This window comes from Kitasatospora sp. NPDC005751 (assembly GCF_040630835.1).
Lineage (GTDB): Bacteria > Actinomycetota > Actinomycetes > Streptomycetales > Streptomycetaceae > Kitasatospora.
Window position 1 is genome coordinate 1 of sequence record NZ_JBEXYC010000019.1, and the last position, 20,977, is coordinate 20,977.

16 protein-coding genes and 1 pseudogene are annotated in these 20,977 nt (G+C 73.8%); 11 read left to right on the top strand and 6 right to left on the bottom strand.

The features are described 5' to 3' along the window. Positions 1-109: 109 nt before the first annotated feature. Entirely contained in the window at positions 110-976 is an 867-nt protein-coding gene (locus ABZ497_RS18985) for a hypothetical protein (protein ID WP_359806571.1), read from the bottom strand. A 711-nt stretch (positions 977-1,687) separates the two neighbouring features. Between ABZ497_RS18985 and ABZ497_RS18990 the strand changes: the two genes are divergently transcribed. The 9 genes and pseudogenes from ABZ497_RS18990 to ABZ497_RS19030 all read left to right on the top strand — a co-directional run bounded on the left by ABZ497_RS18990 (position 1,688) and on the right by ABZ497_RS19030 (position 8,184). Then, positions 1,688-2,026 carry a DUF6247 family protein gene (locus ABZ497_RS18990; protein WP_359806574.1) on the top strand — a complete coding sequence of 113 codons (339 nt, stop codon included), beginning with the start codon at positions 1,688-1,690 and terminating at the stop codon, positions 2,024-2,026. Further along, on the top strand, positions 2,023-2,283 hold the full coding sequence (locus ABZ497_RS18995) for a hypothetical protein (RefSeq protein ID WP_329485318.1): 261 nt from the start codon (positions 2,023-2,025) through the stop codon (positions 2,281-2,283). The genes ABZ497_RS18990 and ABZ497_RS18995 overlap by 4 nt, the downstream gene beginning before the upstream one ends. Before the next feature lie 427 nt (positions 2,284-2,710). Beyond that, positions 2,711-3,208: a hypothetical protein gene (locus tag ABZ497_RS19000; RefSeq protein WP_359806577.1), complete on the top strand. Its 498-nt coding sequence runs from the start codon at positions 2,711-2,713 to the stop codon at positions 3,206-3,208. 119 nt (positions 3,209-3,327) lie between these two features. After that, a complete protein-coding gene (locus ABZ497_RS19005) occupies positions 3,328-3,771 on the top strand; it encodes a DUF1877 family protein (protein ID WP_359806580.1) in 444 nt (147 codons plus the stop codon). Positions 3,772-3,914: 143 nt separating this feature from the next. After that, positions 3,915-4,580: pseudogene (locus ABZ497_RS19010) on the top strand (maleylpyruvate isomerase N-terminal domain-containing protein). A gap of 141 nt (positions 4,581-4,721) precedes the next feature. After that, complete coding sequence (locus ABZ497_RS19015) at positions 4,722-5,366, top strand: dihydrofolate reductase family protein (RefSeq protein WP_329485314.1); 645 nt, start codon at positions 4,722-4,724, stop codon at positions 5,364-5,366. 225 nt (positions 5,367-5,591) lie between these two features. Continuing rightward, entirely contained in the window at positions 5,592-6,761 is a 1,170-nt protein-coding gene (locus ABZ497_RS19020; protein WP_359806582.1) for a hypothetical protein, read from the top strand. Between the two features lie 492 nt (positions 6,762-7,253). After that, positions 7,254-7,631, top strand: a complete 378-nt coding sequence (locus ABZ497_RS19025; RefSeq protein WP_359806585.1) for a peptidoglycan-binding domain-containing protein — start codon at positions 7,254-7,256, stop codon at positions 7,629-7,631. Positions 7,632-7,818: 187 nt separating this feature from the next. Continuing rightward, positions 7,819-8,184 (top strand): hypothetical protein, encoded by a 366-nt coding sequence (locus tag ABZ497_RS19030; protein WP_359806588.1) that lies wholly within the window; start codon positions 7,819-7,821, stop codon positions 8,182-8,184. Positions 8,185-8,340: 156 nt separating this feature from the next. Here the strand turns inward: ABZ497_RS19030 and ABZ497_RS19035 are convergent, their stop codons facing one another. From ABZ497_RS19035 to ABZ497_RS19045, 3 genes are all read right to left on the bottom strand, one after another. Beyond that, positions 8,341-9,318: an NAD(P)-dependent oxidoreductase gene (locus ABZ497_RS19035; RefSeq protein WP_359806590.1), complete on the bottom strand. Its 978-nt coding sequence runs from the start codon at positions 9,316-9,318 to the stop codon at positions 8,341-8,343. A 383-nt stretch (positions 9,319-9,701) separates the two neighbouring features. Beyond that, positions 9,702-12,485 carry a M4 family metallopeptidase gene (locus ABZ497_RS19040; RefSeq protein ID WP_359806592.1) on the bottom strand — a complete coding sequence of 928 codons (2,784 nt, stop codon included), beginning with the start codon at positions 12,483-12,485 and terminating at the stop codon, positions 9,702-9,704. Positions 12,486-13,021: 536 nt separating this feature from the next. Next, a complete protein-coding gene (locus ABZ497_RS19045) occupies positions 13,022-15,433 on the bottom strand; it encodes a glycoside hydrolase family 2 protein (protein WP_359806595.1) in 2,412 nt (803 codons plus the stop codon). Positions 15,434-15,948: 515 nt separating this feature from the next. On the opposite strand from ABZ497_RS19045, the gene ABZ497_RS19050 reads away from it, so the two are divergent. Then, positions 15,949-17,013 carry a LacI family DNA-binding transcriptional regulator gene (locus tag ABZ497_RS19050; protein WP_359806598.1) on the top strand — a complete coding sequence of 355 codons (1,065 nt, stop codon included), beginning with the start codon at positions 15,949-15,951 and terminating at the stop codon, positions 17,011-17,013. 13 nt (positions 17,014-17,026) lie between these two features. Here the strand turns inward: ABZ497_RS19050 and ABZ497_RS19055 are convergent, their stop codons facing one another. Both ABZ497_RS19055 and ABZ497_RS19060 read right to left on the bottom strand, forming a co-directional pair. After that, positions 17,027-18,043, bottom strand: coding sequence for a LacI family DNA-binding transcriptional regulator (locus ABZ497_RS19055; protein ID WP_359806601.1), 1,017 nt, complete (start codon positions 18,041-18,043; stop codon positions 17,027-17,029). 245 nt (positions 18,044-18,288) lie between these two features. Next, positions 18,289-19,236 carry an ROK family protein gene (locus ABZ497_RS19060; protein ID WP_359806805.1) on the bottom strand — a complete coding sequence of 316 codons (948 nt, stop codon included), beginning with the start codon at positions 19,234-19,236 and terminating at the stop codon, positions 18,289-18,291. Between the two features lie 402 nt (positions 19,237-19,638). Here ABZ497_RS19060 and ABZ497_RS19065 point away from each other — a divergent pair, with 402 nt between their 5' ends. Next, complete coding sequence (locus ABZ497_RS19065; RefSeq protein WP_359806604.1) at positions 19,639-20,946, top strand: extracellular solute-binding protein; 1,308 nt, start codon at positions 19,639-19,641, stop codon at positions 20,944-20,946. Positions 20,947-20,977: the final 31 nt, after the last annotated feature.

The window sequence follows — 20,977 nt, forward strand, 5'->3', positions numbered from 1 at the left end:
GCAGGGCGGCGATCAGCTGGACGGCGGCCTCGGAGTAGAACGCGCCGCCGCGCTGCCCGAGCAGCTCCGGCTTGGTGTCCAGGGCCGGGTCGGCGCCCCCGTCCGGCGGTCAGGCCTTCGCCCCGGCGACGGCCGTGTAGAGGCCGCGCTCGGGCCGCTGCGCGCGGCCGGCCTTGGCGAGACGCTCCAGCCTGGTGCGGATCGTGTTGATGTTGCCCTCGTGCGTTTCCAGGCCCAGCAGTTCGGTGACCTCGCGGGCGCGCAGCGGGGCCTCGGCCTTCGCGAGCACCGCCACCACGGTGTCCGCGTCCGCCACCTGGCGCCGGCGGTCCGTCGAGGCGGTCTTGCCCTCGGTGGCGGTCGCCGGAGCCGGTGCGGCCTTCTTGGCCGGGGCCGCCGCCGGTGCGGCCTTCTTGGCGGTGGTCGCCGGAGCCGGGGCCGCCTTCTTGGCGGGGGCCGCCGCCGGAGTCGACGTGGCCTTCTTGGCAGGCGTCCGCTTCACCGTGGGCTTGGGCCCGCTGTCCTTGGCCGCCGCCTTCGTCGCGGTCCGCTTCTTGCCGGGGGCCGACGACGGCGCCGCCTGCTCCGCATCGGACGCGGCACTCTTCGCCGCCACCGCCTTCTTGGCGGCTGCCGGCTTCCTGCTCCGCGCCTTCGCCGTCGGAGCGGTGGACGCCTCCGGAGCGGCAGGCGTGGCCGGGGCAGCGGGCGCCTCCGCCGGAGCCGGCGCCGCCGGGGTCGGCTCCGTCGCCGCGGCCTCCTCCTGCGGTGCCTCGGCCGAAACCGGCTGCGCCTCGGGGGCGCCCGACTCGCCCCCGGCACCGATCGACACGCCGGCGAGCCCTCGCAGGCCCGCCAGCGCCTTGGCCACCGCCTCCTCCTCGGCCCTGGCGGCGGCGAGTTCCTGCTCCGCCCGGGCGAGCCGGTCCCGCACTGCGGGCAGTCTCCCCTCCAACAGCGAAATCGTCGATCCCACACCGCTGTCCGTACCGAAAGTGCTCCCGTTTCCCACAACCACTCCTACGCGTAGTCCGTCACCAGTCGTGCAGTGAATGTACGGCTAGCCGGGCGGGGTGTACGAGGATTGCGGAATGTTCCATCGCACGGGGTGCCGACGGTGCGTGGCCTTACCTCGGTGGAACCCGGTGTGGAAGCGAACGCGCGGAGGGCGGGCGGGTGTTGGCGGAGGAGGCCGACCAGGGTTCCCGGCACCCGACGCGGTGCTTGAACGGCACCCCTGTCCGCGCCCCATCTCCCGTTTACCGGAGGGGTGTTGCTCGACGGACCGGTCGAGTGTCGACCGCTGCCGGAGGCATCCGACACCGTGGAGGGGCGTACGCCGCCGAAGAGTCGCCGCACACCCCGACGGTGCGGTCCGCCGCCCCCGCGGCGGTTCGGGTGTCAGCGGTCCGGTGGGTGAGATTCGTGAGCGGCAGCAGCGGCACGGGGGTTGTCGCGTCCGCGCCGGGGCCCCCGGGCGGCGGGGCAGGGGCGCGGACTCGCGACCCGTACGGCGCGGGGCAACTCGACGCGGCGGCGCGCCCTCTGGGGCACCGGGGCGGACGAGCACGCCCCGGACCGCCGGACCCGGGGCAGGCCGGACCGACGGCTCGGGACACACGCGAATCGGCCAACCAGGAGGGAATCCGGTAGCGGCCCCGCCCTCGCGCCCACCGATTGCCGTACCGTGACCGACGACGAAGTGGAGGACCTCTTGAGCGCCCAGCCCGACCACCTGCCCGCCCCGCCGTCGGCCCCGGCGCCTCGCGCCGCCGCCCAACTGCTCGTCCGCATCCACGCCGAGCCGCCCGAGCGGTCCGCCCGGTGGCTGCCGGCGTTCGAGCGGGACTGGGCGAAGGCGCTGGAGGATTCCCGCCAGACCTACGACCTTTCCCCGTTGCACGAGGTGGTCCGCACCTGGCGGTTCCGCCTGGACAGCGCACCGGCGGTCGACGCGTTCGCCGCCGCCGGCCTGGACGACGAGGACGGCATCGACCTCGCCGACCTCACCGGGACGAACCCGTGACCGACCGGGTCTGGCCGGCCCGCCTGTCCCCGCAGGCGGCCAAGACCTTCGTCGACCTGCCCCGACACGCGCGGCTGACGGTCCGCGACCTGCTCGACATCGCCTCCTGCACCCCCTGGGGATGGCCGCAGTGGGACGCCACCGACCTCGAAGGCGAGGACCTGCGCTGCGCCTCCGTCGGCCAGCTCAGCCTGGTCTACTCGGTCAACCGCCTGGCCGAGCGCCTGTACGTCCTCGACATCGTCTGGCTCGGCTGACGTCTGGCTCGGCTGACCTCCGGCTCGGCCGACCTCCACCGCGCCCGCCGCCTGAACGGGCCGCCGTCACCGCGTCGTTGGCCGTCCGCGCCGGCCTGCGCCGAACGATCGGCCGGCGACCCGCCACCTCTCCCGCTCCGCGAGCGAGGAGAACCCGCAGAATCCGGTTCGGGAGTCCACGAGGATCGGCCGGCATCCGGGAACCGGGAACACGGAGGTCGCCGAGTCGGCGTCACCACCGTTGCCGGGCATCGGTTTCACTGTGGCACGCGCCCACCGGCTGCGTGTCGACCCCTTGCGGTGGGCCCGCGTCCACGAGCCTCCCGTGTGGGGAACCGCTCGGCCGTTCGCTCCGGGTCGGGCGCGGCCGTCCGGGGCCGGTCAACCGATTGGACAGCCATCGCCGCAGGTGACAGGCTCCGCCGTCGTGGAGATACTCGATGTCCTGACCGGCCTGGCGCGGACCGGGCACCTGGGGCCGGTCGCGAACGGGGTGACCCTGGCCTCCGTGATCGCAGAGTACGGCGAGCCGTGGGTGGGCGCCGTCGGGGACCGTCACGAGTGGCCCCGACTGGTCGGCTACGGGGACCTGGAACTGGCGGTGTGCCGCTGCGGAGCCGTCGTGCTCGTCTGCCTCCAGACCTGGCGTGAAGTCATCGACCTCCCACCCGCACTGGCCGGCCGACCGGCCCTTCCCGGACAGCCGTACTACACCGACGTCATCGCCGCCCTGGACCGGGCCGGTTGTCCTTGGCGGCCGTACCCGGCACTCACCTTCGAGGGTCAGCGCTCGGTCGAGGCCGAACCCTCCGGCGCCGTCTTCACCTTCGAGACCGTGGACGACGAGGAGCCGGTCCTGAACGTCGTGTGCCTGCCACCCCATCACCACGACTGTCCCACGACCGCCGCATCGCCCGGGAGTTGACGCGGGTGCAGGCCATCCACCGCGACCGCCCGCTCTCCCCGCAGGGACGCCGAACCGTCAGGCTCCAGGCTCACGGTCCTGGGAATGAACGGGCGCTGTCTCCGGCGAGCGCCGACCAGTTGCGGCGCGCGGCGGCCGAGCCGGACCGGGCGCGGGCACGGGTCGCCGAGCTCGACGGGGGCGGGGCGGCCGCCCCGGAGCGGCTGCACGAGACCGGACGGGCCGGGCACGTACTCGGCTTCCTGCTCCGCCGCCACGCCCTCCCGGTCGCCGTCGTCCACGGGGAGGACGAGCTCCCCGACGCGGGGGACCGGTGCTACGGCCCGCCGCGCTGCCTGACCCCCGAACAGGTCCGCGCCGGCGCGGACGCGCTCACGGCTTTGTCCCCCGGCGCCCTGGTCGACGGGGTCGACCCGGCGGAACTCGCCGCCGCTGTCGCGCTGCCCGCCGGCTGGACGGAGGAGGACGCTCCGCACCTCGCCTCCGGCCACTACCGGGCCCTCGCCGACTTCCTCCGGACGGCGGCCCGCTACCGGCAGGCCGTGCTCGTCTGGACCGAGTAGGGCACCGACCGAGTAGGGCACCGCCGCCGCATTCCGCGCCGAGAAGGCTTCGCCGCGGGTGCGCGGGCAGGCGGTCGGCCCACTCCCGCTCCACCCGTCGCCGGTTCCGGCGGCCCGGGCGGGGGCGGTGGTAGCTTGCGGGCGTGGATCTCTTCGGACGGTCATGGGCGGCGCTGCGGGCCGCGGTGGACGGGCTCGCGGAGGAGGACTTCGCCGAGCCGTCGGGTTGTGCCGGGTGGCTGGTGCGGGACTTGGTGTGCCATCTGGTGATCGACGCCCAGGACGTGCTGATCACCCTGGTCACCCCGTCCCCCGCGGAGCCGACCCGGGACGCGGCGTCGTACTGGTAGGTGTCCGCCGAACCGCCTGACGGCCAGGACCCGTTGGACGCGCTGACCGTCCGGCTGGCCGCCGCCTACGGGGACCCGGGGCTGCTCCGCCTCCACCTCGACGACGTCGGCTCCGCGGCGGGGCGCGCCGCCGAACTCGCCGACCCGCGGCTGCGGGTGGCGACCCAGGGGCAGGTGCTGACCGCCGGTGACTACCTGGACGCCTACGTGCTGGAGTGGACGCTGCACCACCTCGATCTGGTCGCTCACCTGCCGCACCTGCCGGGCCCGCCCGCCGAGGGGCTGGCCGGGGCGCGTCGGTTGCTGGAGCGGATCGCCGGAGGAGCGTTCCCGGCCTCGTTCGCGGACGCGGACGCGTTGCTGGTCGGCACCGGGCGGCGGGCCGCGACCCCGGCGGAGCGGACGGCACTCGGGGCGCACGGGGCACCGTGGACGAAGGTGCCGCTGGTCCTCGGGTGAGCCGGGCAGCCGCAGCGGCCCGCCGCCGACCGGTGCGGTTCGGCGCGATTGTCGGTGGCGCCTGCAAGACTGCCGCCGTGTCTGTCCCGCGCCCGGGAGCCGCACCGTCGTCGTCCGGCAGGAACCACTGGAGGAACACACATGACGCAACTGCTGAGAGTCCAGAACTTCGTCGTCTCGAGTGACGGCGTCGCGGCCGGCGAGGACCAGAGCTTCGAGCGCCCGTTCGGCTTCGACCACCCCGAGCGGCTGTTCTCCTGGGCCGGCGCGACGGCGAGCTGGCCGATGCGCACCGACCCCGGGGGCAGCCGGGGTCTCGACGACTACTTCACCCGCGACTACCCCCGCAACATCGGGGCCGAGATCATGGGCCGCAACAAGTTCGGGCCCCAGCGCGGGCCCTGGCAGGACCACGAGTGGCGCGGCTGGTGGGGTGACGAGCCGCCGTTCCGCACCCCGGTGTTCGTCATGACCCACCACACGCGGCCGTCGTTCACGCTCTCCGACACCACGTTCCACTTCGTCGACGGCGACCCGGCCACGGTCCTGGAGCAGGCGCGGGAGGCGGCGCAGGGCAAGGACGTCCGGCTCGGCGGGGGAGTCACCACCGTCCGGGAGTTCCTCGACGCCGACCTCGTCGACACCCTGCACGTGGCGGTCTCGCCGCTGAAGCTCGGGTCCGGCCTGCGGCTCTGGGAGTCCCCCGACGAGCTGCTCGACCGCTTCCACCTGGACGTCGTGCCCAGCTCCAGCGGCGTGACGCACCACCTGTTCTGGCGGAAGTGACCCAGCCCCGGGGCGGCCCCGACCGGCCGCGGTGCCTCCCCGGAGCCGTCCGCCGAGCACGGTGACCACGGCGGGCGGGCCCGCTCGGGCGTCCTGCACCGGTACGACGGCGCCTGCCGCGCCGGCCGTCCCGCCCGCCCCGCCGCCGGCCCCCGCGGGGTCTGTCGGTCGCCACGCCTAGAGTGCCGTCGGCGACCGACAGACCCCGAGGTCCTGGAGAACGGCATGCACTTCTTCGCTGTGACGGACGCGCCTGCGACGGACGGCTGGGAGGAGTGGCTCGCCCACGCGGACCTGCTGAGCGCGGCGGGCGACCCGCGGAGTGCGGCGATCCGCCTGGAGCACGCGTCCGAGACCGCCGGCGCGGACCACGCCGGGGTCGCCGCCGCCTACGGGGAGGTCGAACGGCGGCTCGGCCTCGACGGGCTGCGCACGGACGGCTCCTGGCGGTTCACCTGGCGCCGCGGCTTCGTCGACGAGGCGTGGTTCGCCCTCACCGGGCGCACGCCGTCCGGCCGCCGGGAGCTACTCGAACGGCTCCTCGCCGACCACCCCCACGCCGCGGCTGTCGACCTCACCGATGCCGAACGCTGGGAGGGCGCACTGATCGACGCCCTGCTGTCCCATCCGGTCACCCACCGGCTGCGCACGCTCGACCTGCGCCTCACCGACTACCACCACTCCGCCGAGCACGCGGCCCGCTCACTGGCGGGCCACCCCCGCCCCCGGCTGGAGCACCTGCGCTTCGGCTACGGCTTCGAGTACCTGTACGAGGACGGCGAGACGTCGACGGGCGGTCGGATCGACCCGATGGACCACCATCACAGCGCCCTGGTGCGGACGGCGCCATGGGAGGCCCTGCCCGCGCTGCGCAGTCTGGAACTCGACGGGGCCTTCCTCTTCGACGCCATCGACCACGACGGCCTGACCCGGCTCCGGGTCAACGGCCCGGCGACGTCCGACGGCGCCGTGTTCGACCTCGGGCGGACACCGGGCGTGGCGTCCCTGGTGGTGGAGATCGGGTGCGATGTCTACGGCGCGAGCTGCCCCGTCGAGCAGCTCGACGAGCTGACGCCCGCCGGGTACCCCGGACTCACGCACCTGGACCTCGGCGGATCGGAGTTCGACGCCACCTCGTTCGAGGTGTTCTCGGCGCTCGCGGAGTCCCCGGTCCTGCCGGGGCTCGACAGCCTCGTGCTTCCCGACCTGCGGATCGGGCGCTCCGACGGCGAGGGCGATCCGGCAGCCGAACTGGTGTGGCGGGCACCCCGGTTCGCCCATCTCGCGCTTTGGGTGAACGGCGCCGTCGAGGTGGAGGGCGTGGACGGGCAGGAGCTCGCGCGGCTGATACCCGGGCTCCGGCCGCGGCGGGCGAACGGGGCCCCGGAGGGCTGACGGCTCCCGATCGGCGTGGTGACGCTGTCGGCTCTCCCGGCCGGGGGCCGGTTCGGCTCCGGGGGACCTGCGCCAGGGGACACCCGGACCGGTCCGTGCAAATGGAGACGTCTTCGTCGCGGGCCCGTCCGGCGTCCCAAGAGCCAGGTCAGCGCGATGAGACGATCATGGGACGCCGCGCGGACCCGGTCCATCCGCCGTCCGATCGCCCTCGGGAGGGTGTGAGCGGGCCTAGGGTGATCTTCATGTCCGGTGGCAGCCCGCCGGTGCCGGGGGGACCGGCGGCGGGCACGGGGGACGGGGACGGGGACGGGGCACGGTGCTCGGCGCCGTGCGCCCCGGGCCTGGCCTCCCGGCCCGGCCTCGGCGGCGCTCGGCGGCATGACGGCCGGTCAGCGGCGACCATTCGGGGAACGGCCCGGCCGCCGCCGCGCCGACCGCACCGCCGGACATCCGACACACAGCCCGTATCTCGAAGAATCTGGGGTTCCCTTGAACAGCATCTCCCTGAAGCGGCGCGGCGCGCTCGTCTCCGCTGCCGCGGCCCTGCTCACCGTCGGTGTGATGGGCGGCAGCGCACACGCGGTGCCCAACTCCGGCTCCCTCTGGGTCGGCTACGGCAAGAGCAACACGTACGCCAGCGTGAAGTGCGTGCAGCAGACCTCCAACTCGCTGCAGTACCAGACCGGCTACCACGAGATCGCGGTGGACGGCTCCTTCGGGCCGGACACCTACGGGGCGATCGTGGCCATCCAGCGGTGGGCGAGCCTGGACCAGGACGGCGTCGTCGGCCCGCGGACCGGTGACGTCATGGTCTCGGCCACCAAGGACATGTTCCACTGCTACGCCTCGCTGCCCACGTTGCGGTGACCCCCGGCGCGTGGCGCCGGTAGGCGGCCGCGGCGGTGGGCACCGGGTGTGCTCATCGCCGCGGCCGCCTACCGGCGTTGGGGGGAGGGCTGGTTCCCGGGTGGTCTTGGCACGGGTGGCAGGCGTAGTTGAAGATGCAATGAGCTTGACCGCACCGTAGGAAGACCTTTCGAGGAGGAGTCCCGCGATGACCGTCCACCTGAAGCGCCTCACCGCCGTCGCCGCCACCGCGGCCGCCCTGCTGCTGGGCGGAGCTCTCGCCCAGCCCGCCGCTGCCGTCGAACTCCCGCACGCCCCGGTGGCCTACTTCGCCACCGGAGCCGACCTGACGGGCACCAGGTTCCCGGTCGACACCGGCAGCACCGGCTGCCGCGCGCTGCCGTCCCCCGCACTGTCCGCGGTGGACTTCACCGAGGTGAACATCAGGGTCTACTTCACCGCCGACTGCCGGACCGGCCTGCCCGGCAAGCCGAGCGACCTGTCCTACGTGCTGGGCAGCCTGCACTGGGCCGACTTCCCGTTCCCGGCGCTGAGCTACGAGGTCGTTCGCTAGGGGCCGGGGAGGAGCCCGCCGCGGTCCGGGTGTCGCCGCGAGCCGGCGGCCCGGTCCGCGGCGGGCGAGGGTGGACCGTCACCGGGGTCGTCGAAGGCATCCCGCGCCCGGGACCGGCCACCTGCCCGCCGCGTCCCGTCCGCACGGCGCGGCGCGCTACCCGGCCGTGGCGGGGTAGCGGGGTTCGTCGCCCCGGGCGACGGAGAGCAGGTTCTCCGCGGCCATGTCGGCCATGCGCCGGACGGCCTGGGTGCTGAGGTAGGCGCAGTGGGGTGTGACCAGCAGCCGGTCCGGGACGAACTCCAGCAGTCCGTACGGGTCCTCGGCCGGGTCCGGCGTCGGTTCGGTGTAGTAGCCGTCGAAGGCCGCGCCGGCGATCAGGCCCTCGGCGAGCGCGGTGCGCAGGGCGTCGGGGTCGACGAGGGCGGCGCGGGCGGTGTTGATCAGGAAGCCGTCGGGGCCCAGCGCCGTCAACTGCCGTGCGCCGATCACGCCGTCGTTGACGCCCGGCTGGTGGGGGAAGTGCAGGGTCACGACCTCGGCGGCCTCGAACAGGTCGTCCAGGGAGGCGACCGCCGTGTAGGGCAGCCCGTCGAGCTCCGGGCGGTGCGTGCGGTTCCAGTACAGGACCTCCATGCCGAACGCGGCGTGCGCCATCCGGGCCACCTCGCGGCCGATGTGGCCCATGCCGGCCACCCCGAGTCGGGCGCCGACCAGCGAGGGCGTCGCGTCCTCGCTCCACAGCCCCGCCCGCACGCCCGTCACCCGGCGGGTCACCCCGCGGACCAGGTCGAGCATCTGAGCGACGGTGAACTCCGCGACGGCCACCGCGTTGGCGTGCGGGGTGTAGCAGAACCGGGTCGGCGAAGCACCCTCGGGCAGTTCCATGAAGGAGCCGTAGCCGGTGCCCATGAAGCAGGCCACCGCGAGGTCCGGCAGCCGGTCCCACGCGCGCGCGGACATCACCTCCGACCCGCCCAGTACGTAGCCCCAGGCGCCGTGCAGCGCCTGGACCACCTTGTCCTCGTCCAGGTCGCCGGGGAGCGACTCGACGGCGAACCCGCCGGCTTCCAGCTTCCGTACCACCTGGTCCGGGAAGGTCGCCCCGGTCACGACCACCCTGCGCCTGTCCATGCTCGGCTCCTCGGTCGACTCTGTGCGCGGCACGCTCCGCCCCCCGACGGCGCCGCGGGCCCCAGCCTACGGGCGGCGGACCGGATGTCTCCGCCGGTCCGGCGGAAGCCGTCCACCCGTCGTCGCCCGTCGGGGGCGGTCCGACGCCGTGTCCGTTGCTCCGCAGGTCACGCCGGGGCGATGCTGCGGGCGTCCTCGCCGGTGCTCCGGTCGGCCGATGACGGGGCGACAACCGAGGCGAGACGGGAAATCTTCCGGTCTTCACTGCCTCAAATGACGGTCTCTCACCGTCCGGCGCCGAAGGATTTCCGGTCTACACGCCGCTGCGCCGTTCGCCCCGGGGATAGGGGCGAACGGCGCAGCGGTGTGGACGGCGGGTCGGGTCAGCAGGCGGCGGCGGGCCGGTCGCGGGTCACGAGGTCGCTGCCGCCGGTGGTGGCGTCGAGCCAGACGACCCGGTTGCCCTGGTCGGCGGCGGGGTGGAACTGGGTGCCCCGGTTGCAGGAGACGCGCACGGGGGTGCCGCCGGTGACGGGGAGCTGGTACAGCTTCGGCAGCGCGGCGTTGGACCAGCCGTCGGCCGGCTTGTCGCCGCGCTGCTGGAAGGTGACGGCCCGGTCGGTGGCGGTGATCGCCAGGTCGGCCGGGGCGAGCGGCGAGCCGGCCGGCAGCAGCTCGCCGACGCCCGAGCCGTTCAGCGCGCCGGAGCGGATGGCCCCGCCGCCGGGGTGCCCGGGCGCGGTCTGCGTCCAGAGCAGCCGGTCGCCGGCGAGCGTCGGGGAGTCGAGGAACGGGGCCTCGGCGCCGTTGGCGGTGCTCACCGGGTACTGGGCGGTGGTCCGGCCGGCGGCGATCGAGTGGACGGTCGGGGCCTGGACGGTCGACTCGCCGGTCGTCCAGGTTTCGAGCCAGCCGAGCAGGCCGTTCCTGAGGGAGAGGGAGGAACTCGTGTACGGCACCAGGTCGTGGCCCTCGGGCAGCGGGAGTTCCACCGGCGGGGCGCCGTCGTGGGAGAGCATCGCCCGGCTGCGGCCGGTGTCGCCGTCGGTCAGCACGAAGGCGATGTCCGTGCCGGAGACCTGGACGCTGACGGGCGACTGGGCCGAGGACTTGAAGAGGCTGCGGACCGGGCCGCCGGACAGCGAGCGGGTCAGCACCTCGGTGCCCCAGGTGCCGGTGTCGTCCAGTCCGATCGCCAGCCAGGCGGCGGAGGTGCCGTCGGTGGCGGCCCAGCCGTGGATCCGCTCGTCCTCCGGGCTGAGCCGGGTCGGGGTGGAGGGTGCGGTGGTGGAGCCGGTGTAGAGGGGGACGGCTCCTCCGACGGGGCCGCTGGTGCTGCCCATCACCCAGTGGCCCCCGCCCGCGGCCGGCCCGGTCGGGGCCATGGCGCCGCGCAGCAGCGGGCGGCTGTCCGTACGGACCCGGCTCTGCCAGCCGGCGCGGATCCCGTGCGCGTCGAACGCGGCGGCGACCGTGCGGAGTTCGGCCCGGCCGAGGCCGAGCGAGCGGCCGGCGGCCAGGACGGCGTTGCGGCCGTCGACGAAGTCGTCCAGCGGGGTGAGGAATTCGGCGAGGGCGCGGTAGACGAGCCGGTCGGCGGTGAGCGGGTCGAGGGTGCGGCGGAGGTCCCACAGGGCGCCGCCGAAGATGGTGGAGTTGAGGTGCACGCCGCCGCTGTCGAGTTCGAGCCCGGCGCCGAGGTAGTCGTCCACGGTGGTGCGGCGGTCGTCGAGCCGACGGCCCGCGCAGGCCTCGGGGGTGCCGGTGAGGCAGAGGCTCTCGCCGAGAAGCGCGGCCCCGGGGTCGGTCATCGCGATGCCGCGGGCGGTGACCTCGATGGCGTTGCCGAAGTAGTCGGCCAGCGCCTCGTTCATCGCCCCGGACTGCCCGGAGTACTCCAGGTCGGCGGTGTGCTGGATGACGCCGTGGGTCATCTCGTGGCCGGCCACGTCCAGGGCGGCGGCGAACTGGCGGTGCGTGGCGTCGCCGTTGCCGTAGACCATCTTCTGCCCGTCCCAGGAGGCGTTCGGGAAGGGCCTGCCGCCGTTGCTCACGTTCACCACGGAGGTGATCGGGCTGCCCTTGCCGTCCAGGCCGTCCCGGCCGAGCCGGTCGCGGTAGAAGTCGTACACCGTACCGGCGTTGACGTGGGCGTCGGTGGCGCCGCTGGTACCGGTGGCGGCCGGGAAGTCGGGGCCGGGGGAGGTGACCGGGAGGGCGTCGGCGGGCAGCCGGCCGAACTCGCGGTAGTCGCGGCCGGTCCCGTCGTAGGTGGAGATGGTGGCGGGCCGGGTGAGGTCGACGAGCCGGTAACCGCCGTCGGACTGACGGGCGATGTTGACCGGCACGGTGCGGCCGAGGAGGTCGGGCGCGCTGCCGGTGGCGGGTTCGCCGGCCGGCCCGGTGGGTGCGGCGGCCGCTGCCGCGCCACGGGCGGCACCGGTACCGGCGTCCGCCGCCCGGTACGGGCTCCGGGCGTCATGGGCGAGGGCGACCACGCCGCGGATGGCGTCCACGTAGACCTCGCGGACCAGCGGGCCCCCGGTCGCCGGGTCGGTGGAGCGTACGGTGAAGTGCTGGGCGAGGCGCCCGGCGCCGCCGGGCAGGACGACGGGGCCGCGGTCCTCGGCGGTGGCCGCGGTCCGGGCGCGCTGGTCGGTCAGCGAGTCGAGTGCCAGTCGGCGCAGCGTCGCGGCCGGGACGGCGGCGGTGGTCGGCGCGGTCAGCCCGGTGAAGTACTTGCCGCCGGCCGACTCCACCCGCTGACCGGCTCCGTCGCCCACCAGGCGTACCAGGTACTGCCCGCCGAGGACCGGTACGCCGCCGTGGTACTGCTGGAACCTGACGGTGCGCCGGTCCGCGGCGGTCCGCTCGACGGCGAGCTCGGCCAGCTGCGCCGGGTCGATCCGGTAGCGGTCGGGGTGGGCCGCGAGATGGGCCCGTGCCGCCTCGCCCGCGCCGCCGGGCGCGGCCTCCGCCAGTCCGGTCACCAGCTGAGGGGCGGCGGTGCCCTCCCCGGCCACCAGGGCGGGGACGGGATCGCGTTCGGCCCCCGGGCCCGGGGGCGCGGCCAGGGCCGGTGCGGCGCTCAGGGTGAGCGCCAGCGCCAGGCTCAGGGCGGCGCCCGCGCCGAGCGCCTTGGGGGTGGGGCGGGAACGGTGCTGCACGGCGGTCCTCCACGGTGATCGGCAGCCGGTGGCAACGCCGCTGACGGGGCGGCGAGGTGACGATGGATCACCAGATGCTCGATCGCGGCCGTCGGGCCCGTCCAGACCGTCGGGCGAAAGGGCAGCGCGCGGCGCCAACTCCTGCGCACGGGCGCAACCGCCCCGTGTCCGAACGGGCACGAACCGCCCCCGCCCGCGGAAACCGCCCCCGCCGGTGAACCGCCCCCGCCCCCGCCCCGTACGGCCGCCGCCCGGCGTGCGCGGCAGCGCCGGCCCGCCGGCCGATCAAGACCGGTGCCCCTCGGCAGGGTCGGGGAGCGGTCGCGGCCCGCGAGTACGGCGGCCCGCGACCGCGTCGGGAGCGGCGCGGCCCGGCGGCACCCGGGTGTGTGTGGGTCAGGGGCAGGTGACGCCGCTGCTCTGCCAGGTGGTGGCGTCGACCATGGTGGGGGCGGCGAAGCGCTTGGCGGCTCGCTGCTGCCGGCGGTGGGAGCCCGGTAGCAGCGAGCCGTCAGCGGCGCGTCAGGTGGACCTGGTCACGCGGGTTCCACGCAGTACAGGGCGGCGCGGGCGGTGTCGGCGTCGATGCCGGGGGCTCCGGTGATCCGGATCCGGGCCCGCTCGCCCGCGAGCAGGGTCAGGAGGCCTCGGTCGGCGACCGCGTCGGGTGCCAGCCGGTCCGCCTGCAGCAGCAGGTCGCGGACGAGGGTGTGGGCGGTGATCACGATGTCGCGGGCCGTGTCGTCGCCGGCCACCGGCTTCACGGTCACGTCGAACTCGGGCCGCGCGTAGTCGAAGTGCTTGTCCGCTACCGGGAAGTGCACCGCACGCAGGTCGTCGGCGTCGGCGGCCAGGAACTCCTTGGTCGAGCCGGCCGTCGGCGCCAGCGCGTTCGGTACCGGCAGGCGCAGCACCGAGCGGGCTTCGACGGTCACCGGCAGTTCGGTCGTCGTGGCGGTGGTGCCGTCGGCGGAGACCCTGCGCAGGGTGACGACGGTGTGCCAGGGCTGGGCTGCCTGGTTGGCCAGGGCGAGGGTCGGGGCGGCGTCGTCGGTGGTCGGCTGGACGGTGATGAGCCGGTCGGCGAAGACGCGGCGCAGCTCGTACCAGAGCGGCTTGAGGCGGCCGTCGCCGTCGATGGCGGCCCAGGAGGAGACCGGCCAGCAGTCGTTGAGCTGCCAGACGACGGTCCCCGCACAGCGGGGCCAGTGGGAGCGCCAGTGCTCGATGCCGGCGGCGACGGCGCGGGCCTGGACGACCTGGGTGAGGTAGTGCCAGCGGTCGAAGTCGGCGGGGAGGTCGAAGTGGCGCTCGACGCCGCGGTCGAGCTTGCCGTTGCCGTCCTCGGCCTTCTGGTGGTGGAGCATGCCGGGGGAGTCGGCGGCCAGTTCCTCGGTGGGCAGGGCGCGGCGCAGGGTGGCGTGGGCGGGCGGGGCCTGCCAGCCGAACTCGGCGACGAAGCGGGGGACGGTGGCCCGGTACTCGGCGTAGTCCTGGCGGTTCCACACCTCCCAGGAGTGGTGGGTGCCGTGGTCGACGTCGTTGGGGTGGTGGTCCCAGCTGCCGGACCAGGGGCTGCCGGCCGTGTAGGGGCGGGTGGGGTCGAGTTCGGCGACGATGCGGGGCAGCACGCCGAGGTAGTAGCCCTCGCCCCAGGAGGCCGAGGCGAGTTCGGTCTCCCAGCCCCAGTCGCGGAAGCCCCAGAGGTTCTCGTTGTTGCCGTTCCACAGCACCAGTGAGGGGTGCGGCATGAGGCGGACGACGTTCTCGCGGGCCTCGGCCTCGATCTCGCCGCGCAGCGGCTGCTCCTCGGGGTAGGCGGCGCAGGCGAAGAGGAAGTCCTGCCAGACCATCAGGCCGAGTTCGTCGCAGGTGTCGTAGAAGGCCTCGTCCTCGTAGATGCCGCCGCCCCAGACCCGCACGAGGTCGACGTTGGCCTCGGCGGCGCGGGTGAGGCGCTCCCGGTAGCGTTCGGGCGTGACCCGGCTGACCAGGGTGTCGTCGGGGATCCAGTTGACGCCCCGGACGAACAGGCGGACGCCGTTGACCGCCAGGGTGAAGCCGCTGCCGTGTTCGTCGTCGGAGGTGTCGAGCTCGATGGTGCGGAAGCCGACGCGGCGGTGCCAGCTGTCGAGCGGCCCCTGCGCGTCGGCGAGCGTCACGTCGAGGTCGTACAGGGCCTGGTCGCCGTGGCCGCGCGGCCACCAGAGCGCGGGGTCGGGGACGTCCAGGACGATGACGGCGGTGTCCTGGCCGACCGGGAAGGCGACCGTGGCGGTGTGGTCGCCGATGGTGGCGGTGGCCGTGAGCTCGCGGGCCGCGCCGGTGGTGGTGCGCTCCAGGTCGAGGTGGAGTTCGACGGTGCCGGTGGCGCCGTCGACGGTGGTGTGCGGGCGCACCCGGGCCAGTCGGGCGGTGGACCAGCGCTCGATCCGGGCCGGTCGCCAGATGCCGGCACCGGGCAGGGTCGGGCCCCAGTCCCAACCGAAGCTCGCGGCCATCTTGCGGATGTACTGGAACGGCTCCGGATAGACGTTGGGGCGGTCGCCGACCAGGGCGCGCACCCGCTCGGCCTCCCGGTAGGCGCTGGTGAAGCGCACCGCCAGCTCGCCGGTCAGGCCGGTGGCGTCGAAGCGGTAGCCGCGGTGCATGTTGCGGGTGGAGCCGAGTTCCGTGCCGCCGAGGGTGATGGTGGCGGCGGTGTCGAGCCCTTCGAAGACCAGGTCGGTGCGCTCGTGCCGGGTGCCGTGGTCGGGCAGGTCCAGGGTGTAGGTCCAGTCCTGGCGGCTGACCCAGGCGACGTCGGTCTCGTTGGCCTCCAGGAACGGGTCCGGGATCAGACCGGCGGCCAGCAGATCGGTGTGGACGCAGCCGGGCACGGCGGCGGGGAGCCGACTCCCCGCGTGGTGCAGGGCCCAGCCCTGGTCGAGCTGGGTGACGTCCTTCATCGTGCGGCTCCATTCGCTGTGGGGGTGGTTCCGAAGGCGGGTGGGAGCAACCGTAGCCCCTCCTACTGAACCTGTCCATAAACCGGTTAGGTGAGGTTTGTGGGCCCAGTCGAGCGATGAAGTCCCTGCTGGAGCGGGCCATTGAGCCTGCGGGAGCTCGCTGATCGTTGACGACGAGCGTGGAGTTAAGTGCCGCTCCTTTACCGGTTCGCCAGCTGCGGTCGACCACTGGTGTGCGGCAGGCCGCCTGCTGAGCGGCACTGGCGCGCCACCTCCGACCGCGGGGGTGCGACCGGAGTCGGCGGCGGTCGCGCCGAAGGCGGCCGCCGGCGCGTCCGGCTACGGCGCTCGTCGAGTTAACCGCTTCACTCCGAGGGGCGCCATTGTGGTCACCGCTCGCTGTCAACCGCTGATTAACCGGTTGCCCCGAGCAGGCCGGGGCGGCTTCTGTGGACGGCCGGGCCCGTAGTAGCTTGGGGGCGCAAGGTCTGCCCCAGCCGTTCAGAAGGGTCCTCGTGGATCAGGTGTCCCCGCAGCAGCGCCCGGCCGGGCGACGGCCGACGATCGCCGACATCGCCAAGATCGTCGGCGTCTCGAAGGTCTCCGTCTCGAACGCGCTCAACGGCCAGCCGGGCGTCTCGGAGGCGACCCGGGCCCGGATCGCGGAGGTCGCCGAGGAGATCGGGTTCGTGCGCAACAGCGCCGCCCGGGCGCTGAGCGGGGCGAAGTCATCGGCGGTGGGTCTGGCGCTGGCGCGGCCGGCCCGGATGCTGGGGACCGAGCCGTTCTTCATGGAGCTGATCGGTGGGATCGAGAACATCCTGTCCGACGCCTCCTATTCGCTGGCGCTCCAGGTGGTCTCCGACCACGAACGCGGACTGGAGGCGTACCGGCGCTGGTGGGGCGAGCGGCAGATCGACGGTGCGATTCTGGTGGACCTGCGGGAGGACGACGCGCGGGTGCCGGCCCTGGAGGAGCTCGGCCTGCCGACGGTCGTCATCGGTCACCCGTCCGGCTCGGGCGGCCTGACCCCGGTGTGGTCCGACGACGCCGCGGCGATCCGCGAGACGCTGGAGTACCTCGCGGCGCTGGGCCATCACCGGGTCGGCCGGGTCGCCGGGCTCACCGGCCTGGTGCACACCTCACTGCGTGACGAGGCCTTCACCACCGTGTGCCAGGAGTTGGGGCTGGAGGCCGCGCCGGTCGTCCACACCGACTACACCGGCGTGGAGGGTGCGCGGGCGACGCGGCGTCTGCTGCTCACCCCCGACCGGCCCACCGCGATCCTGTACGACAACGACATCATGGCCGTGGCCGGCCTGTCGGTCGCCCAGGAGATCGGACTCCAGGTGCCCGGGGACCTGTCGATCGTCGCCTGGGACGACTCCCCACTCGTCCAGGTGGTACGCCCCGCGCTGACCGCGTTGACCCGGGACATCCACGCCTACGGCGCGCACGCCGCCCGGACCCTGCTGGCGCTGATCTCGGGGCAGAAGAGCGGCGGTTACGAAGACACCGCCCCGCAGCTGACACCCCGCGGAAGCACTGCCGCACCACCCCTCCCAGCGACCCGGCCCTGAGCACGGGCCTGGCTCACGGCCGGCGCGGCGGCGGGCCGGTGGTACCGCGCGGGACCAGGACGGGCGTACCGGAGATGCGGGAATCGGCCCGTCCGGTGTCCAGCAGTTCGAGCAGGCACCGCGCGATCTCGGAGCCGAACGCGAACGGGTCGTGACTGAGGGCGGACAGTCCGGGTCTGGTGATCTGGCACAGGTCGGAGTCGTCCCAGGCGACGAGCGACACGTCCTCGGGGACCCGCAGGCTCAACTCGGCGGCGACGGCCAGGCCGGCCACGGCCATGATGTCGTTGTCGTAGACGATCGCGGTCGGCGGCCGATCCGAGGCGAGCAGTTCCCGGGTGGCTCTGGCGCCCTGGTGCGCGGACAGGTCGGTGGGGACGTGGCGGTGGTCCTGGAGAGACAGTTCGACGGCGACGTCCTCGAACGCCCGCGAGCGGACCAGCGCGCTGCCGAGCCTGGCCGGGCCCGTGATGTGCGCGATCCGGCGGTGCCCCAGGACGGCGAGGTAGCGCACGGCCTCCGTGATCGCCGCCGCTTCGTCCATCCAGACCGCCGGGAAGGGCCCGCTGTGGTCGGGGTGGGTGACGGCGACCACCGGCATGCCCAGACGGTGGGTCGGCTCGATCCGGGGGTCGTCCGCGGTCACCCCGGTCAGCACCGCTCCGTTGACCTGGCCGGACTGCCACCACTGCTTGTAGAGGGCGATCTCCATCTCCCTGCTGGCGGTGAGGCGGAGCAGCAGGGAGCAGGGGCGTTCCGACAGGACGTTCTCGATGCCGCCGATGAGCGCCATGTGGAGGGCGTCGAGACCCTCGGCCACGGCCTCGCGGCTGATCGCCATGCCGATGGTGTGCACCCGGGGACCGCGGGCCAGTGAACGGGCGGCGAGATTGGGGGACCAGCCGAGTTCGCGGGCGGCTTCGGTGATGCGGCGGCGGGTCTCCTGCGAGACGCCGGGCCGGTCGTTGAGGGCGAGCGAGACGGCGCCGGCGGAGACCCCGGCGCGGGCGGCGACGTCTCGGATCGTCACCCGGTGCTGCATGCTGTTCCCCTCCGACGGCTGGTGGCCCGGCGACGCGCGTGCACGCGTTCCCGGTACATCCTGTCAGGTCGTCCGGCCGGCGGACCGCCGCGCGCCCGCCGCTCATCTCGCGGGCGGCGGGGCCTTCTCCGCCGATCCCCGGGCGGTCGGCCGGGTGGGGATCCGGGTTCGGAGGGCAGGGCCGGCGCGGGTCGGCGCCGTCGTCCGGCGGGCTGGCGGGAAGGCCAAGGGCGTCAGCGGTGGGCGGGCAGGGCCGGGAGGGCGAGGGCGGCGGCGCCGACCAGACCGGCGTCGGTGCCCAGGTGCGCGGGCACCAGGCTCAGTCCGCGGGCGAAGGACAGGGTGGCGTACGAGGCGAGGTGGCGGGTGAGCGGGTCGAAGAGGACGGAGCCGGCCCTGGCCACGCCGCCGCCGATCACCGCGGCCTCGATCTCGACGAGGGTGGCGGTGGCGGCGATCCCGGCAGCCAGCGCCAGGGCGGCGCGGTCGTAGGCGGTCAGGGCGAGCGGGTCGCCGGCCCGGGCGGCGACGGCGACCGCGCCTGCGGTGGCGACGCCGTCCGGGCCTGGCCGCCAGCCGAGTTCTGCGGCGGTGCGGGCGATGGCGGTGCCGGAGGCCAGTCCTTCGAGGCAGCCGCGGGAGCCGCAGGGGCAGGGGCGGCCCCGGTAGTCGATGCTGATGTGGCCGAGGTGCCCGGCGTTGCCGGTGGCGCCGGTGTGCAGGCGGCCGTCGAGCACCAGCCCGGCGCCCACGCCGGTGGAGACCACCAGGCACAGTGCGTTGCGGAAGGGGCGGGCGGCGCCGCGCCAGTGTTCGGCCGCGGTCATGGCGACGGCGTCGCCGCCGAGTACGACCGGAAGGCCGCGGACGGCGGGGTGCTCGGCGGCCTCGGAGCGCAGCGGGAAACCGCGCCAGCCGGGCAGGTTGACCGGGCTGACGGTGCCGGCGGCGATGTCGACGGGGCCGGCGCTGCCGACGCCGAGGGCCCGGACGCGCTGCCAGGCGGGGAGGCGGGCGAGGTCGTCGAGGACGTGGTCGACGGCGGCCATCAGCTCGTGCCGGTCACCGTCGGCGGGGGTGGGCACCTGGAGCTGGTGGAGCAGTGTGCCGTCGGTGTCGACCAGGCCGCCCGCGATCTTGGTGCCACCGATGTCGACAGCCGCGATCAGCGGTCCCGCCAGGGCGCCGCCCGGGGCCGGCCCAGCAGGTCCGGGTGTCGTCGCGGGAGCGGCCATGTCGTAACTCATTGTAACTTCTCCGCATGTGTGACAGGGGGGCGCCGCAGTGCTCGGCGGGGCGCCGCCGGGGCGATCCCGGTGATTCTGATCCACCGCGACAACGTTGTCCAGCGCCCGCCGGTCGCGATCGGGCGGCAAGGACGATTCGATATCTTGTTAGGCAATGTTTTAGTAAAGAGCACCTTGATTGGACACAGAACTGGTGGATATCAATGTTGACCGCTCTATGGACATGACGGCGAAGTGACGTCTACGTTAAGCGTCCAGCAGCCAGGGAGACCGGCCAGGCCTGCTGGGTGTTGCCTCCCCCGTGTCACAAGACGATCAGCACGAAGGATGAGCGAGATGCGAAGAGGATGGGTGGCCGTCGCGGCCGCGACCACGGTGGTGCTCACGGCGTGTAGCAGCAACGGCGGCGACGGCGCTTCCTCGGTCCCGACGGTCAACGCCGACCCGGCCAAGGTGTCGGGCTCGATCACGGTCCTGACGAACCGCACGGACCAGCTCGGCGAGGGCATCCTGGACAAGTACGCCGCCGAGTTCAAGAAGGTCTACCCGAACGTCAAGGTGAAGTTCGAGGGGATGAAGGACTACGAGGGCGAAGTCAAGATCCGCATGAACACCGAGAACTACGGTGACGTGCTGCCGATCCCCTCGGACCTGTCGATCGCCCAGTTCCCCCACTTCTTCTCGCCGTTGGGCGAGGCCGCCGAGCTGTCGAAGCAGTACCAGTGGACCGACTACTCGACGGTGGCCGGCAAGGTCTACGGCATCGCCAACTACGGCACGGTGACCGGCTTCGTCTACAACAAGAAGGTCTGGGCGGACGCCGGCGTCACCGAGTGGCCGAAGACGCCGGAGGAGTTCGTCACCGCGTTGAAGGCCCTCAAGGCCAAGGGCGCCGCCACCCCGTACTACACCAACTACCACGACGGCTGGCCGCTGCGGCAGTGGACCGACGCGGTCAGCTCCCCGAGCTGCGACCCCGGGGCCAAGGACGCCATGGCCACCACACCGCTGCCGTGGACCGGCGGCAACGACATCTTCACCATCGACAGCCTGCTGTACTCGGTCGTCCACGAGAAGCTCTCCGAGGAGGACCCGACCACCACCAACTGGGACAACTCGAAGGTCCTGCTGGCCACCGGCAAGGTCGGGTCGATGTACCTCGGCTCCTGGTCCATCGCGCAGGTGCGCGATGCCGCCTCCAAGGCCGGCGCGAACCCGGACGACATCGGCTACATGCCCTTCCCCTCGACGACCGGCACTCCGTGCACCGTCCTGCAGCCGGACTACAAGTACGCGATCAACAAGCACTCCAAGAACCAGGAAGCGGCCCGGGCCTGGATCGACTGGTTCGTCAACAAGTCCGGTGCCGCTCAGAACGAGCAGGGCATCTCCTCCGTCAAGGGCACCGAACTCCCCAGCGCGCTCAAGCCCTTCATCGAGAAGGGCGTGCGGATGATCAGCCAGAACCAGGAGAAGCTGGCCGCGGTCAAGAAGATCGACAAGGGCGCGGAGATCAACCTGGACGCCCCGGACTACCGGCAGAAGCTGGTCGACGTCGCCCGCGGCGCCGCCGCCGGCGACCAGAAGAGCTACTTCGCCGAGCTCAACAAGAAGTGGTCCGAGTCGCAGAAGACGGTCGGCTGACCCACGGGACCGAGCGGCGCGGCCCCGGCCC

Bases quoted from the DNA above. Each gene is read 5' to 3' on its own strand.
- ABZ497_RS19015 (WP_329485314.1), top strand. From the start codon at position 4,722: ATGACGCAACTGCTGAGAGTCCAGAACTTCGTCGTCTCGAGTGACGGC.
- ABZ497_RS19035 (WP_359806590.1), bottom strand. From the start codon at position 9,318: ATGGACAGGCGCAGGGTGGTCGTGACCGGGGCGACCTTCCCGGACCAG.
- ABZ497_RS19045 (WP_359806595.1), bottom strand. From the start codon at position 15,433: ATGAAGGACGTCACCCAGCTCGACCAGGGCTGGGCCCTGCACCACGCG.
- ABZ497_RS19020 (WP_359806582.1), top strand. From the start codon at position 5,592: ATGCACTTCTTCGCTGTGACGGACGCGCCTGCGACGGACGGCTGGGAG.
- ABZ497_RS19065 (WP_359806604.1), top strand. From the start codon at position 19,639: ATGCGAAGAGGATGGGTGGCCGTCGCGGCCGCGACCACGGTGGTGCTC.
- ABZ497_RS19030 (WP_359806588.1), top strand. From the start codon at position 7,819: ATGACCGTCCACCTGAAGCGCCTCACCGCCGTCGCCGCCACCGCGGCC.